Origin of the sequence: Desmonostoc muscorum LEGE 12446 (assembly GCF_015207005.2) — a bacterium.
Taxonomy (GTDB): Bacteria; Cyanobacteriota; Cyanobacteriia; order Cyanobacteriales; family Nostocaceae; genus Nostoc; species Nostoc muscorum.
Genome location: NZ_JADEXS020000001.1, coordinates 8474004 through 8489465, shown reverse-complemented (window position 1 = coordinate 8489465; position 15462 = coordinate 8474004). Strand labels below are relative to the sequence as shown.

Annotated in this window: 16 protein-coding genes and 1 pseudogene; all 17 read left to right on the top strand. The window is 51.0% G+C overall.

Features of this window, described 5'->3' with window-relative positions; all coding sequences use genetic code 11:
* Positions 1-41: 41 nt before the first annotated feature.
* The 17 genes and pseudogenes from IQ276_RS34860 (at position 42) to IQ276_RS34780 (ending at position 15432) form a co-directional block, all read left to right on the top strand.
* Entirely contained in the window at positions 42-608 is a 567-nt protein-coding gene (locus tag IQ276_RS34860; RefSeq protein ID WP_193912827.1) for a DsbA family protein, read from the top strand.
* A 241-nt stretch (positions 609-849) separates the two neighbouring features.
* A complete protein-coding gene (locus tag IQ276_RS34855; protein WP_193912825.1) occupies positions 850-1317 on the top strand; it encodes a VOC family protein in 468 nt (155 codons plus the stop codon).
* A 183-nt stretch (positions 1318-1500) separates the two neighbouring features.
* On the top strand, positions 1501-2436 hold the full coding sequence (locus IQ276_RS34850; protein WP_193912823.1) for an NAD-dependent epimerase/dehydratase family protein: 936 nt from the start codon (positions 1501-1503) through the stop codon (positions 2434-2436).
* 124 nt (positions 2437-2560) lie between these two features.
* Positions 2561-2875 carry a hypothetical protein gene (locus IQ276_RS34845; protein WP_228042761.1) on the top strand — a complete coding sequence of 105 codons (315 nt, stop codon included), beginning with the start codon at positions 2561-2563 and terminating at the stop codon, positions 2873-2875.
* A gap of 54 nt (positions 2876-2929) precedes the next feature.
* Complete coding sequence (locus IQ276_RS34840) at positions 2930-3700, top strand: SDR family oxidoreductase (RefSeq protein WP_193912821.1); 771 nt, start codon at positions 2930-2932, stop codon at positions 3698-3700.
* 227 nt (positions 3701-3927) lie between these two features.
* Positions 3928-4371: a cupin domain-containing protein gene (locus tag IQ276_RS34835; RefSeq protein ID WP_193912819.1), complete on the top strand. Its 444-nt coding sequence runs from the start codon at positions 3928-3930 to the stop codon at positions 4369-4371.
* A gap of 332 nt (positions 4372-4703) precedes the next feature.
* Entirely contained in the window at positions 4704-5570 is an 867-nt protein-coding gene (locus IQ276_RS34830) for an oxidoreductase (protein WP_193912817.1), read from the top strand.
* A gap of 188 nt (positions 5571-5758) precedes the next feature.
* Entirely contained in the window at positions 5759-7453 is a 1695-nt protein-coding gene (locus IQ276_RS34825) for a GMC family oxidoreductase (RefSeq protein ID WP_193912815.1), read from the top strand.
* A 179-nt stretch (positions 7454-7632) separates the two neighbouring features.
* Complete coding sequence (locus IQ276_RS34820; protein ID WP_193912813.1) at positions 7633-8343, top strand: SDR family NAD(P)-dependent oxidoreductase; 711 nt, start codon at positions 7633-7635, stop codon at positions 8341-8343.
* A 57-nt stretch (positions 8344-8400) separates the two neighbouring features.
* The gene (locus IQ276_RS34815) at positions 8401-8730 is read left to right on the top strand and encodes an NIPSNAP family protein (RefSeq protein WP_193912811.1); all 330 of its coding nucleotides are present in this window, start codon (positions 8401-8403) and stop codon (positions 8728-8730) included.
* 138 nt (positions 8731-8868) lie between these two features.
* Entirely contained in the window at positions 8869-9948 is a 1080-nt protein-coding gene (locus IQ276_RS34810; protein ID WP_193912808.1) for an NAD(P)H-dependent flavin oxidoreductase, read from the top strand.
* Between the two features lie 164 nt (positions 9949-10112).
* Positions 10113-10697: a glycosyltransferase gene (locus IQ276_RS34805; protein WP_193912806.1), complete on the top strand. Its 585-nt coding sequence runs from the start codon at positions 10113-10115 to the stop codon at positions 10695-10697.
* A 134-nt stretch (positions 10698-10831) separates the two neighbouring features.
* Positions 10832-11491 carry a VOC family protein gene (locus IQ276_RS34800; protein ID WP_228042760.1) on the top strand — a complete coding sequence of 220 codons (660 nt, stop codon included), beginning with the start codon at positions 10832-10834 and terminating at the stop codon, positions 11489-11491.
* Between the two features lie 243 nt (positions 11492-11734).
* A pseudogene (locus IQ276_RS34795) lies at positions 11735-12724 on the top strand (carbon-nitrogen hydrolase family protein).
* A 43-nt stretch (positions 12725-12767) separates the two neighbouring features.
* A complete protein-coding gene (locus tag IQ276_RS34790; RefSeq protein ID WP_235116241.1) occupies positions 12768-13853 on the top strand; it encodes a thioredoxin family protein in 1086 nt (361 codons plus the stop codon).
* 49 nt (positions 13854-13902) lie between these two features.
* Positions 13903-14838, top strand: coding sequence for an NmrA family NAD(P)-binding protein (locus IQ276_RS34785; RefSeq protein ID WP_235116240.1), 936 nt, complete (start codon positions 13903-13905; stop codon positions 14836-14838).
* Between the two features lie 6 nt (positions 14839-14844).
* Positions 14845-15432, top strand: a complete 588-nt coding sequence (locus IQ276_RS34780) for an alpha/beta fold hydrolase (protein ID WP_193912799.1) — start codon at positions 14845-14847, stop codon at positions 15430-15432.
* The last annotated feature ends 30 nt before the right edge of the window (positions 15433-15462 follow it).

Genomic DNA, 15462 nt, shown 5'->3' with positions numbered 1-15462 from the left:
ACTTAGTTGCAGGGTTTAAGTTTGCTTGACAGGTCTGAAAGATGGTTGACGATCGCGAGCATCATTCCTTGTTTGTCCCGCCTTTAATTCAAGATCACATTCAAGGTGTGCTAAGTGCCAGTGTTGTACTTATTATGTATGGAGATTATGAATGTTTTCAAAGTGCAAACGCCTATCGGTTGATTAAAGCCGCTCAACAGCAGTTAAGCCCTTCTTTCGCGGAGAATGATGTGTGTTTTATCTTTCGTCATTTTCCCCAGAAACAGATTCATCCTCATGCTCAACGGGCAGCAGAAGCAGCAGAAGCAGCAGCAATGCAAGGTCAGTTTTGGCAGATGCATGAGATGCTCTTTATCTATCAACAAGCGTTAGAGAACGGATACCTTGTGGAATATGCGAATCATTTGGGACTTGACATCCCTCGATTTTTGCAAGACTTATCCAAAGGAGTTTATGTCGATCACATCATTGCAGACATTCAAGGCGGATATCGAAGTGGGGTAGAAGCTGCACCAGCTTTGTTTGTTAATGAGATTCGTTATCGCGAACGTTGGACTATTGAGCAATTAATAGTAACCATTATGGCAGCAATTAACGAACGTTTTTGATGTTTATCGCAACAAAGGTTTTCATAAAGAGCGTGCCGCTTAATCGGCGAATAATGCAATCTTGCCCTGAAGCATATTAGGTCTAAATACTTCCGGCTCATTTGCTGCTGCTTACCTCCGATGTCGAACGATTAAATTACGTTTTAACTCAAAGAACTTGAGTGGTGTAAATTGGGCGATCGCAGAACAATAAAAAGTAACCAATCTGAATATCAAATCTACCAACCCAAAGGAGAACAAGATGACTACCAATCAAGTAAACAGTCAAAATATGAAACTCGAAGTTGTGGTGATACCCGTTGCCGATGTTGATCGCTCCAAAGACTTCTATAAAAATTTGGGATGGCGACTCGATGCCGATTTTGTCACCGATGAAAACTTCCGGGTAGTGCAACTGACTCCTCCTGGATCGGAAGCCTCAATCATCTTTGGTAAAGGAGTATCGTTAGCCGAGCCAGGTTCAGTTCAAGGTTTATATCTAATTGTTTACGACATTGAGGCAGCCCATGCCGAACTTGTTGAGCGGGGTGTCGAGGTGAGTGAAATATTTCACGACATCGGCGGGATCTTCCACCACGCCGGAACTGAGGGACGGGTACCAGGCCCCGATCCGAAACGTCGAGACTATGCCTCCTATGCCTCGTTCAGCGACCCAGATGGCAATGGTTGGATACTCCAAGAAGTCAGGGTGCGGCTTCCCGGACGGTAACATGATATCGATCGCTTAAGGACAGAAGCGAATTTCACAACAGAGAGTATGACAACCAAATGGGTGGAGAAGTAAAGGAGTGGAGGACTAGAGGAGCTACTATCATTCCCTCTACCCCCTTCCCCTTCCGCCATCAACGCAATGTAGTACCGTACTAACCAACAAGTTTTGGAGGAGTCACAAATGAAGATTTTTGTTGCCGGGGGAACAGGAGCGATCGGTCGCCCGCTACTCGACCAATTGCTTGCCAAAGGACACAACGTTGTCGCGCTGACCCGCTCCCAAAAAACAGCACAGTCATTAACGGCACAGGGAATAGAACCTGCGATCGCCGATGTATTCGACCCAGATTCAGTCAAAGTAGCGATCGCCCACGCTCAACCGGAAGTGGTGATCGAACAACTGACCGCCCTACCCAGGACTTACAGCCGCGAATCCATGAGTGCAGCAGCACCTCTGAATACGCGCATTCGGTTAGAAGGCGGAGCCAATGTGCTGGCGGCAGCACAGGCAGCAGGGGTGCGCCGTTACCTGAGACAGTCGATCGCCTTCTGGGGAATTCCTGGTGCTGGATTGGCAGATGAAGAAACACCGTTATCGCTTGATGCCTCACCCGCCGTTGCCGCAGATGCTCGCCTCGTGACTGAGATTGAACACCGTTTATCGGAATCCAATCTCGAAGGAATTGCCTTACGCTATGGCTTCTTCTACGGGCCCGGCACCTGGTTCAATCCAGATGGCGATGTAGCACAACAGATACGGCAGCAAGAGTTTCCCATTGTAGGCAATGGGGAGGGCGTTTGGTCGTGGTTACACATTGAGGATGCAGCGATCGCCACTGTTGCAGCCGCAGAGCAGGGCAATCCTGGTGTTTATCTAATTGTGGATGATCAGCCTTTAGCGGTGCGCGACTGGCTGCCTGCGTTTGCTCGATCGCTGAATGCTCCACCCCCACCGCAAGTATCCGTTGAAGATGCTCTGAAAATCGAGGGCGGTGCGGACATTGTTTACTACCAGACTCAGATGCGAGGCGCATCGAATGCCAAAGCAAAACGCGAACTGAATTTTCAGCCGCGATCATTGGAATGGATCGTTAACACCACCGTGGCTCTTGGTTAAAAGGAAACCTGCCACCTGCCTGAGCAGCATGGTTTCATCGCAACTTGACTGCGTCTGGGTATGAAAAAGTTTGACCAGTAGATTTCAACAACACAGTACATTTCAACAACATTGGAGAACAATTATGTCTCAAGCAAATACGGCTGAAGCAACTATGTCTCAAGCAAAGCCTCCTGCTGATCCCACCCCTGCCACCCTGGAAGGAAAACTGGCTCTGTTACGGAAGTTAAGGGATGAGTTGGGCAGTGGTGATACGATTCGTCGTCTCTTCTTTGGCGACCTGGAACCCATTGCCCTGCAACCCGGAGGAGCGAATACCGTAGTTCATCTTTACAACAAAGTCAATGATGTCACGATCGCCTATTGCACTTCCTACGATGTCTTTCTGGCTGCCCGTCCGGGACGAGTGACCGAGTTTGACCCGGCTGAGATCAAATAAGCGGCTGGCTCAAAACTCAACAACCCTGTTCTTTAAATTATCAGAGGTTTTGTCATGAAAATTGTTGTTGTTGGTGCCAGTGGGCGGCTTGGTAAGAAGCTTGTCAGCAAGCTACATGAACATGGACATGAGGTGGTGGCAGCGTCCCGTTCTTCAGGTGTCGATGCTGTCACAGGTGAGGGACTGGCTGAGGCGTTAGTGGGTGCTCAAGTTGTTGTCGATGTAACGAGTTCACCCTCCTTTGAGGATGCGGCGGTGTTGGAGTTCTTCGAGAAGTCAACCCGGAACCTGCTGGCGGCGGAGGTAGATGCGGGTGTAGGTCATCACATTGCAGTATCAATTGTTGGAGCCGATCGCATTCCTGATAGCGGCTATATGCGTGCCAAAGTCGCTCAGGAAAAGTTGATCCAGTCCGCAGCAGTACCCTATACAATCGTTCGCGCTACGCAGTTCTTTGAGTTCATCGAGATGATCGTTGCTCAATTCCCCAGCAATGGAGAAACGGTTCACTTGCCCCCTGCCTTTATCCAGCCCATCCTAACAGATGACGTTGCAGATGCGTTAGTCGATATCACACTGGGAGCGCCAGTCAACGGCATTATCGATTTAGCAGGCCCAGATCGGTTCCGTTTCGAGGAAATCATCCGCCAATTCCTGAGCGCAACTCACGACTCACGTCAGGTAGTTGTAGACAGTCACGCCCGTTACTTTGGTGCAGCGTTGAACGATCAGCTCGTTCCACAGGGCAACTCGCTCATTGGCTCGACCCGTTTCAAGGACTGGCTCAACCGCTCGATCGCTCAAAGATCAGCAATGAGAATTTAGTGCTGACATCGGTTGCGGAGCCAGTCGCGTGGGCGGGGTTCTCCCCGTTATAGCAACTGGCGTTTGAGGACACAAAGTTCAACATCCCGCAACTGCTGAGTTTTGCAACGCTCAACTCAACCTACCCCTGTCTAATCTGCGCGGCTTGATTCAGCATGAGAGCACATCAAACGGATTTTTATTCACCAATTCGTGTTCACTTTTGTATTCACGCAAGGAGAACCCAAATGTTTACTAGATTTCTTCGCGGATTTGCATTCGCAGCACTCTCCATATTCGCAGCTTTTTCCGTATTCACAGCACTCCCCGTATTGCCAGCTTCAGCCAGTGTGTTGGGTGAAAAGGTAACGTTGGTCTTCGATCGTGTCCTTCCCAATGTGCCCGGCAAGAGCATGAAAGTCCAGGTGGTCGAATATGCGCCAGGTGTCTCGTCGATCCCTCACACCCATCCAGACTCGGCTTTCATCTATGCAACAGTCCTGGAAGGTGCGGTTCGTAGCAAAATCAATGATAATCCGGAGCAAGTGTATCACGCGGGTGAGAACTTTTTTGAATTACCTGGCGATCATCATCGTGTCAGCGCCAATGCCAGTGATACTGAACCTGCACGCCTGCTAGCAGTGCTTATCGCCAATACCAATGAACAGAACCTGGTCATAAACGAAGAGTAAGACGCACGCATTGCAAGGATTTTCATGTATCGACAATACCGAAGTTTGAACCGGAGACACTGTAGAGCTAGTGAGTTGGGATGATAACAACATCACCGTTGCCGATATCACTCAACTTTATGTTCGTGAGCAGGACAATCCAGAATTACTTCATCACGCAGCTCACAGCCAAGCATATCAGGTCTAACAACTTCCCTTGCTACTTTCCTCCAATCCAAATGATTAAGTCGCGTTTTAACTCAACTAACTTGAGTGGTGTGGATTGGGCGATCGCAGAACAATGAAGTTAATCGAGGTGGGCAGCAAGCTTATCAATACTAAAGGAGAACAAAATGAAAACGCAGAAAGTATGGTTTATTACCGGAGCTTCCAGGGGCTTTGGATTAGAAATTGCTAGAGCAGCCCTGGCAGTGGGTGATCAAGTAGTAGCAACGGTTCGCCAAGAGGCCACACAACTCGCCACAACCCTGCAAAACCACCCGGATCTATACGTTGTGCAGATGGATGTTACCCAGGAAGACCAGGTACAAGCGGCTGTCAAACAAGGCATTGCCCGTTTCGGTCAGATTGATGTCTTAGTTAATAATGCCGGATTTGGCATGGTTACGGCGATCGAAGAAGCCACGGATGCCGAAGTTCGCAAACAGTATGACACCAACGTATTTGGTTTACTCAACGTGACTCGTGCCGTGTTACCGTACCTGCGCCAGCAAAAGTCCGGGCGCGTGATCAATATCTCGTCGCTGTTTGGCTACGATGCAATTCCGGGCTGGGGATTATATGGATCTACTAAATTTGCAGTTGAGGGTCTCTCGAAAGGGCTAGCAGTAGAACTAGCACCGCTCGGCATCCACGTTACAGTAGTGGCTCCCGGTCTTTTTAGTACCGACTTCCTGAGCACTGAATCCTATGTTGCCGCTAAGACCATCATCGACGATTACCAGGAAACGGTAGGGCCGATGCGGAGCGGAGCCGATGCGCTACATGGGCAGCAACCCGGCGATCCGAAAAAGTTTGCTCAGGTGATTCTTCAACTCGCTAATACAGAACGCCCTCCAGTACATTTGCCCGTTGGCAAGGACGCGATCGCAATGTACCAGAGCAACGCTGCAAAAATGGCACAGGAAATCGAAGCATGGCTGCCAGTAGCTACCAGCACCGACCATGACCACCGCGTCATGGCTTCGAGCATAGCCTGAACAGCAACCACATAATCTCCTTTGGAGATTGTGATGAAACTAGAAGATAAGAAGGCACTGATTACTGGTATTAGCTTGGCGATCGCTTGATTCATCTTCGTTAACGCTGGTATTGGCGGGGCTACACCTATAGGAAACACTGACGAAGCAACCTACGCTAATTCGATTTTGAAAGTGAGGTAGGCACAATGAAGACGAACTTTGAGAAAAAGTCTTTTGAGGATGGTGACAACTATCAACGTGGCAATGATAGCCACGATATTTTCGCCGAGCGTGTCCGCAGCAACCAGCACCAGCTCACCTCCCAGCTAAGACCCCAGTACGATTTTATTGTTTGCGGATCTGGATCTTCTGGCTCGGTGGTTGCCCGCAGACTGGCCGAGAATCCGGATGTCAGCGTTCTGCTGCTGGAAGCTGGAGGCACTGATGATGTGCCAAGTGTCATGGAAGCAAATCAATGGCCGATAAACCTTGGAACCGATCGCGACTGGAGCTTCTCAGGTCAGCCGAATCGACATGTGAACGGTCGTTCGATTCCGTTCTCTATGGGCAAGGTACTAGGCGGTGGATCGAGCATTAACGTCATGGTTTGGGCGCGTGGACACAAGCATGATTGGGATTTCTTCGCATCCGTTGCCAACGATCCGGCCTGGAGTTATGAATCCGTCTTGAAGATTTATCGCCGCCTGGAAGATTGGCATGGCGTGCCAGACCCGATGTATCGCGGAACGGGAGGGCCAGTATTTGTCCAGCCAGCGCCAGAGCCAAACCCGATCGCACCCGCAACGGTGGAAGGAGCGCGGGTGGTGGGTATTCCTACTTTTGAAAATCCCAACGGACGGATGATGGAAGCAGCGAAGGGTGCTTCTATCACCGATGTGCGAGTCCGCAATGGCAAACGCGAATCAATATTCCGTTCCTACGTTTTCCCATATATGGATCGGCCAAACCTAACGGTTCTTAGTCATGCACTGGTTACACGGCTGACGTTCCAGGGCAAGCGGGTCACTGGTGTGGAGATATCTTATCGGGACGCGATCTATCGCATTGGTGCGGCAGTTGAAGTTGTGCTGTCGCTCGGTGCGATCCATACGCCGAAAGTGCTGATGCAATCTGGTATCGGCGATGAGGCAGAGTTACGGCGATTTGGAATTCCTGTCGTGCAGCACCTTCCCGGTGTGGGGCAAAATTTTCAAGACCACGTTGCATTCGATTGTGTCTGGGAATATGAAGACGCTCTCGAACCAAGAAACAATATGTCCGAGGCAATCTTTTTCTCGACAAGCCAGTCTGGACTGTCAAGCCCGGACTTATTTGTCTGTCAGGCTGAGGTGTCAAAATCCAGTGCTGAGAATGCCATCCGCTTTGGGCTGCCTAATGCAGGCTGGACGTTATTTGGGGCGATCGCCCATCCTAAAAGCCGAGGTCGCCTGCGCCTGACGGGAGCCGATCCATCCGACCCAATTCTGATTGATGCAAACACGCTGTCTGACCCAGATGATCTCAAAACCGCGATCGCCTGCGTAGAACTCTGCCGCGAAGTCGGGAACTCTGCTCCGCTTCGTCCGTTCGTTAAGCGCGAAGTGATGCCAGGTAATTTGAAAGGAGCCGAACTCGAAAGCTTTATTCGGGATGCTGCAACAAGTTTCTGGCACGAAACCTGTACCGCGAAGATGGGTCGGGATGAGATGTCGGTGGTGGATAACAACCTAAGAGTGTATGGAATCGACAATCTCCGGATCGCTGATGGATCGATTATGCCGCGAGTAACGGCTGGTAACACGATGGCTCCCTGCGTGATCATCGGGGAGCGGGCGGCGGAAATTCTACATCTCGAACATCAGCTGCAAACCACTGTAAAAACAGACTCAGGCAGGCAATAGACCACCACACTTTTCATTAGTTGGTTCCAATATATTATTTTTCATAGCATTTATCACGCAAGTACAGTTTTGTCAATGCGTAAGTTCTATGACTGAAAACAGACTGCAATTGCACTATGCCGTTCAATAAATTCGTCCGTCATTTCACTAACCCCTCAAAAGCATAAAGGAGTTTTATTATGGGCATTGAACAGAAAGTCGCTATTATTACCGGCGCATCGCAAGGCATCGGCGCAGCCCTCGTCAAGGCGTACCGCGAGAGCAACTATCGGGTAATTGCCACCTCGCGCTCGATCGAGCCGTCAGACGATGAGGCAATTCTCACTGTACCTGGTGACATTGCCGATCGCAAAACTGCCGAGCGTGCTATTTTTGAAGGCGTGACCCGCTTCGGGCGCATCGACACACTCATCAACAACGCGGGTATCTTCATCGCCAAGCCATTTACCGAATACACCGAGGCTGACTACAAGGTATATTTGGGTACTAACATCACTGGCTTCTTTCACATGACGCAACTGGCGATCGCCGAGATGGAGAAGCAAGGTAGTGGTCATATCGTGCAGATATCGACGAGCCTGGTTGACAACCCGATTGCTGGCGTACCCTCCGTACTCGCGTCGCTGACAAAGGGCGGACTAAATGCCGCAACAAAATCGCTGGCGATTGAGTATGCCAAACGCGGTATCCGGGTGAATGCGATCGCGCTAGGTAACATTAAGACACCAATGCACCCTGCCGAGATCCATGCACAGCTCGCTGCCATGCACCCAATTGATCGTATGGGCGAGATATCCGATGTTGTTGATGCGGCTCTCTATCTCGAATCAGCCAACTTTGTCACGGGCGAAATCCTTCACGTCGATGGTGGCCAGAGTGCAGGTCACTGACACCACCTCGCGCTAAGAAGAATTGCTCAACCGCTTAACTTTTAAAGGAACACAGGCATGATCTACGAATTACGCATTTATCACGCCATGCCCGGACGACTACCCGCGCTGCTCGCGCGCTTCGAGAACCACACGCTGCGGATTTGGGACAAGCATGGCATCCGCCAAGCTGGATTCTGGACAACGCTAATCGGCGAGAGCGAGAGTAACCAGCTTACCTACCTACTTGCTTGGGACAGCTTATCTGAGCGTGAGAAGAACTGGAGTGCATTCCTCGCAGACCCTGAATGGATCGCAACCAAGACCGAAACTGAGAAGGACGGCCCACTTGTGCAGAACATCCGCAACGAGTTGCTGACACCGACCGCCTTTTCCTCGGTGAAATGAGCGGTGGGGCGACCTACGGAACTCGAATCTGTAGCATCCGTCCTACAGGCTCCTCCCCACCATCACAAGTGAGTAATGCGGAAAGTAATCACTTCAAGTCATATATCTTGCTTCTATTAGCAAGCGTGGGAGATACTTATGTGGCCTAAAACAGAACTGACAGATTTGCTTAAAATCACGCATCCAATAATTCAGGCTCCGATGGTTGGTGCTTCCACACCTGAGTTAGTTGCGGCTGTTTCTAATGCAGGAGGTCTTGGCTCTTATGGTGGAGCGGCCACCGCACCAGCCAAACTTCGCTCCATTATCAGGCAAATTCGAGAACTGACAGATCAACCCTTTGGAGTTAATTTGTTTGCCCCAGCAGTTGAAGCGTATCAACTTACGCCTGAGCAGCAAACACCGATGTCTGAGCTATTAACAAAATGGCACAACGAACTTGACGCTGGGCCTGTACCCGAACCGATACCATTAGTAGGGCCATTCCAAGAGCAATTTACTGTCCTGCTTGAGGAGAAAGTACCTGTTTTTAGTTTCCACTTTGGGCCTGCGCCAATCGAGGCAATTCGGAAGATACATGCTATAGGCTCAGTTGTATTAGCAACCGCAACGACTGTCCGGGAAGCAAAAGCTCTAGTCGTTGCAGGAGTTGATGTCATCATCGCCCAGGGCTTTGAAGCCGGAGGTCATCGCGGAACTTTTGCAGTACCTTATGAACACGGATTGATTGGCACAGCAGCGTTGGTGCCGCAAATAGCAGATGCGGTATCAGTTCCGGTCGTGGCGGCGGGTGGAATCATGGATGCTCGTGGAATAGTTGCTGCATTTGCACTTGGGGCAAGCGGGGTACAGATGGGAACCGCCTTTCTCGCCTGCCCTGAGAACAATATTCCAGAAGTCTATAGGCAGGCGGTACTCAACTCTCAGGATGAAGACACGGTTATTACTGAAGTATTTTCCGGCAAACCCGCCAGAGCAATCCGAAATCGATTTATACGTGAAATGGAGAATCACCGGGATAAAGTACTGCCCTTCCCGGCTCAGATGGCTATAGGGCGGGTTTTGTATCAAACTTCTGCTCAACAATCAAATCCAGATTTTGTCAGTATGTGGGCAGGACAAGCAGCAGCATTAACCGAAGCTCTCCCGGCAGGTGAGTTAATCGAAAAACTCATACAAGAATTTCTTGCCGTAACTGCTTCTTTACAAGTCAAATAATAAGTTAAGAGTTCAGACCAAAGTCTATCTCTGAACAACCGCTTGCAGTAGAACTCCAATTACATTTTTGCTGAGAGTAAAAGTTTTATCGCGATCGCAGGAATAAGCCCTTAGCGTACATTTTTCTGCCACTGCTACTCATCCCTCTACTGATTTAAAGCTATATGACTCATTTTGCTATTATCTGTCCGGCGGTAACGGGTCACCTCAACCCGATGTTTGCATTAGGTCGTGAACTGCAACGGCGCGGTCATCGCGTTAACTTTATCGGAGTTCTCGATGCCCAAGCTGCGACACGAGCAGCAGGATTGGAATTTCAGGCGATCGCCGAATCGGAGTATCCTTTGGGGGCAATACCAAAATTGACTACACAACTGGGGAAACTGAGCGGACTTGCTGCATTGCGTTACGCCTTTAGTAATTTCCAACAACAGTTGAATGCTGCGTTACTTAGGGATGCCCCAGCAGTGATTCGGGAGGCTGGTGTAGAAGCATTACTGCTAGATCAAGTCATACCAGTGAGAGGGACTCTTGCAGAATTTCTGGATATGCCGTGGATTGAGGTATGCAATGCCTTGATCGAAAATCCAGACGACACCATCCCGCCTTTGTTTACAACCTGGAGCTATAACCCAGCCTGGTGGGCGCGTCTACGCAATCGTGCGGCTAATCTTCTGTTTAGTCGCATCGTAGGGCCAATCGAGGAGGTAAATCAACAGTATCGCCGACAGAGCCTGTCTTGCATCTAAGTTGCGGTTTAACTCAACGAACTTGAGTGGTGTGGATGGGGCGATCGCAGAATAATCAAAAGTAACCGAAGTAGATACAACTCACGAATCTAAAGGAGAACAAGATGAGTAGCAATCACGTAAACAGTCCAAACATGAAACTCGAAGTTGTGGTGTTCAGCGTTGCCGACGTGGAACGTACCAAGGCATTTTACCAGAATCTTGGCTGGCGATTCGACATCGACGTGGTGGAGGGCGACTTTCGAGGCGTACACCTGACACCGCCCAATTCGGAAGCCTCGATCCTCTTCGGCAAGGGAGTCACCCCAAATAATTCTAGCTCGGCGCAGAACCTAGTTCTCGCTGTGGACGACCTCGATGCCGTCCGCGAAGACTTGATCGCTCGCGGTGTCAACGTGAGCGAGATATTCCACTACGCTGGCGGCCCCTTTAACAACGCTGTGGAGAACCCACGGGTCAGTGGGCGCGACCCACAAGGCCGTTCTTACTTCTCATTTGCCTCATTTGAAGACCCAGACGGAAACCTCTGGTTGCTTCAGGAAATCACAACGCGACTTCCTGGTCGTCTGTGGGACTCGAAGCGAGTAGGAGACATAGACGTTCCAACCCTGGCAAACCTTCTCCGTGAGACGGCAGAGTACCACGACCATTACGAGAAGACTCACGCCGAGCATCACTGGTGGGATTGGTACGCGCCTTATTTGAGTGCGCGTCAGAATGGCAGTAACCCAGAAGAAGCCGCCGCCATTGCTGACCGTTACATGGAGAAAATTTTTCCTGTTCTTTCCACATGATGCGGTCAGAATTGCAGTTGCTAGGTTGAGTTCTGGACAACCTTTTTCTTGCTGAATTGAGCGATAGGGCGAACACAAAACTCTAACCTATCGCTCGCCCCACCATTACAACTGAGTCATGGAGACAATACGTAACCTCAGTTAAATCCAAAATGTTAAAAAGTTCCGATCGCTGCGCTGAACCCCATATCAGATTCGGGTGTTACCGAAGATCGTTTTATCACCTAAGATAAACAGTAAATTATGAAAGTTAAAGCCGCAGCCGTGCAGATCAGCCCCGTGCTGTACAGCCGGCAGGGTACCGTCGAGAAGGTCGTGAAGAAAATCCGCGAGCTGGGTCAACAGGGCGTTCAGTTCGCAACCTTCCCCGAAACCATCATTCCCTATTACCCCTACTTCTCCTATGTGTTAGCCCCGTTCGCGTTGGCAAAGGAACATCTGCGGTTGCTTGAAGAGTCGGTCACGGTGCCGTCTGCTGAAACCCAGGCGATCGCCGAAGCCGCGAAAGAAGCAAACATGGTTGTTTCGATCGGCGTTAATGAGCGCGACGGCGGCTCTATCTACAATACGCAACTTCTCTTTGACGCAGACGGGACGCTGATCCAGCGCCGTCGCAAGCTTACACCGACTTATAACGAGCGGATACTCTGGGGCCAGGGTGACGGCTCAGGACTGCGCGCCATCAATAGTGCCGTTGGGCGCATCGGACAACTTGCCTGCTAGGAGCATAACAATCCTTTGGCACGTTACGCCCTGATCGCCGATGGTGAGCAAATCCACTCGGCGATGTATCCCGGATCGTTCGCTGGTCAGATGTTCGCAGAGCAAGCGGAAATTAACGTCCGCCAGCACGCCCTTGAATCCGCCTGCTTTGTCGTCTGTGCGACCGCGTGGCTGGATGCCGATCAGCAGGCTCAGATTATGCAAGACACGGGTTGCGCGATCGAGCCGATTTCTGGCGGCTGCTTCACCGCCATTGTGAATCCGCACGGCCAGATCATCGGCCAACCTCTCAAAGCGGGCGAAGGCGAAGTGATTGCTGATCTTGACTTTGCCCAGATCGATGCCCGTAAGCGGCTGATGGACGCGCGCGGTCACTACAACCGCCCCGAACTTCTCAGCCTGCTGATTGATCGAACACCCACGTCGCACGTCCATGAGCGCACCGCATACCCCAAGGTCGAGGCGATACGTGCGGCTGTCCCAGAGGAGAAGACCTTCGAGGTACTCTAATTCCACTGTACCTATCGGAACGCAGCTACAAGGAGGTCAGTGCGTGTCCAAAACAATCAATCGTAATCGCCGCTACTTTTTAATAACCATGTTTAAAACTATTGCTGCCACCCAGATCAGTATACTCGCCTGCACCAAACAGTCTGCTAGGTCGGCAACGGCTGAGTTACCGATTGAAGGTGAACTGCCTTCTCTTGTCGGCGCGATCGCGTGGCTCAATTCACAGCCATTAACGGTTGACGAACTGCGTGGAAAAGTCGTGCTGATCAACTTCTGGACTTATACCTGCATCAATTGGCTGCGCCAACTCCCTTATGTCCGCGCGTGGGCTGAGAAGTATAAGGATCAGGGACTAGTAGTAATTGGTATACATACACCGGAGTTTGAATTCGAGAAGAATATTGATAATGTCCGCCGCGCCTTGACGGAGATGAAAATTGACTATCCGATCGCTGTAGATAACGATTATGCGGTGTGGCGTGCTTTCGGGAACCATTATTGGCCAGCCCTTTATTTTATAGACACGCAAGGACGCATTCGTCATCACCAATTCGGCGAGGGCGAGTACGAGCAATCGGAAAGGGTAATTCAACGGCTACTGTCTGAGTCCGGAACTGGTCGTGTCGGTCAGGAAATTGTCGAAGTCGATGCTCGCGGTTTTGAGGTTGCTGCTGATTGGAACAACCTAAAATCGCCTGAAAACTACCTCGGCTACGAAAGAACGGAGAATTTTGCATCTCCCAACGGCGCGGTGTTAAACAAGCCTCGCTTATATAGCGCCCCCGCGCAATTGCAACTTAATCAATGGGCGCTTTCGGGCGATTGGACAATCACAAGACAAGCCATTGTACTGAACAAGTCCGGCGGGCGGATCGCGTACCGCTTCCATGCACGCGACCTTCATCTCGTCATGGGGCCGCGAGGAACGCCCGTGCGGTTTCGCGTGCTTGTAGATGGACAGCCGGTAGTTGCAGCTCGCGGACTTGATGTTGATGTGCGAGGCGAAGGCACGGCTACCGAACAGCGATTGTACCAACTGGTTCGACAGCCGAAGCCCATCAGCGATCAACAGTTTGAGATTGAGTTTCTAGATTCTGGGGTGGAGGCTTTTGCGTTTACGTTCGGCTGATAACGCAAACAAATACGCTTTCGCAACAAGCGACAAGAAGGTAAATGATATGACGATGAAATCCATACATGATAGCCCAATCCTCGTGACCGGAGCGGCTGGTGATCTCGGTGCGATCGGTCGCAACCTTACCGCAATGTTGCTCGCTAAAGGGCATAAGGTGCGTGCTTTGGTTCGGCGGGAGGATGAACGCGCTCTTGGTCTGCGCCAGCTGGGGGCCGAGGTTGTGCAGGGCGATCTAACTGATCTTGCCTCGATGCACCGGGCGATCGCAGGTGTTACACGCATCTATTTTGGAATGTCTGTCTCGCCGACTTATCTCGAAGCCACGGTCAACATCGCCGCAGTGGCGCGCCACCACAGGGTCGAGGCCTTCGTGAATATGTCGCAGATGACGGTGACGCAGATGAGCATTACTGAAACTACCCCAAGTCCGCAGCACAAGCTGCACTGGCTGGCAGAACAGGCATTAGCGTGGTCGGGGCTGCCTGTAGTCACGGTGCGACCGACGGTCTTCCTCGAAGGCTTTTTCCTGCGTCTGGCTGCTGCTGGTATCCGCGACAGCGATGAACTGGCGCTGCCGCTAGGTAACGGCAAGACCTCGCCGATCTCGTCCGTTGATGTGGCGCGCGCCGTTTCCGTGATTCTCGACGACCCTGCCTCACACATTGGTCATGTTTACAATCTGACCGGATTTGAGTCGGCCGATCTGAACCACTACGCGCGCGTCTTTTCCGAAGCACTTGGCAGAACTATCCGCTATCGTAACGTGCCGCTCTCCGGGTGGACTGATACGCTTCGTGAATTTGGGGTGTCAACCCACCTCGTCAACCACCTCGCGGTGATGGCAGAACTTCACGCGCAGGGGCGGTATGACCGCATGACAGATGACCTGTTCAAGCTGACTGGCGAGACACCAATGAGCTTGTACGACTTTGTAAAATTGCACGCTGCTGAATTCACACCCAGTAAAGCCACGGTTTGAAGATAAATGTCCGAAAAAATCAACTATCAACGCCGCCGGTTTTTGGGTACTGCGGCCATGACCATTGCTACTACACAGCTAGGCATATTCGGTTCTGCGATCGCACAATCGAGCAAAACAAAACCAGCAGTTCTGTCCACGACTAAGCCGGGGACAAACAAGTCGTTCGGCTCACTAAAGCAAATCGATGCTGGTGTGCTGAATGTCGGATACGCTGAAGCTGGTAGGGCGAATGGTAATCCAGTAATCTTGCTGCATGGATGGCCCTACGACATTCATAGCTATGTCGATGTCGCTCCTTTGTTAGCATCGGCGGGGTATCGGGTGATCGTTCCATATCTGCGCGGCTATGGGATGACGCGCTTTCTTTCCAGCAAGACGTTCCGCAATGGGCAGCAGTCGGCGATCGCCGTACCCACTATCACTCTTGAAGGTGATGCCAACGGCGCGCCACATCCAGATGCCAGTACCTACGCAAGGAAATTCTTAGGCAAATACGCACACCGGGTCATCAACGGCGGCATCGGTCACAACCTGCCTCAGGAAGCGCCACGGGAGTTTGCCAAGGCTGTCATCGAAGTTGACGGTTACTGATTGGGTTTAGCCTAAATTGTGAAACGGGCA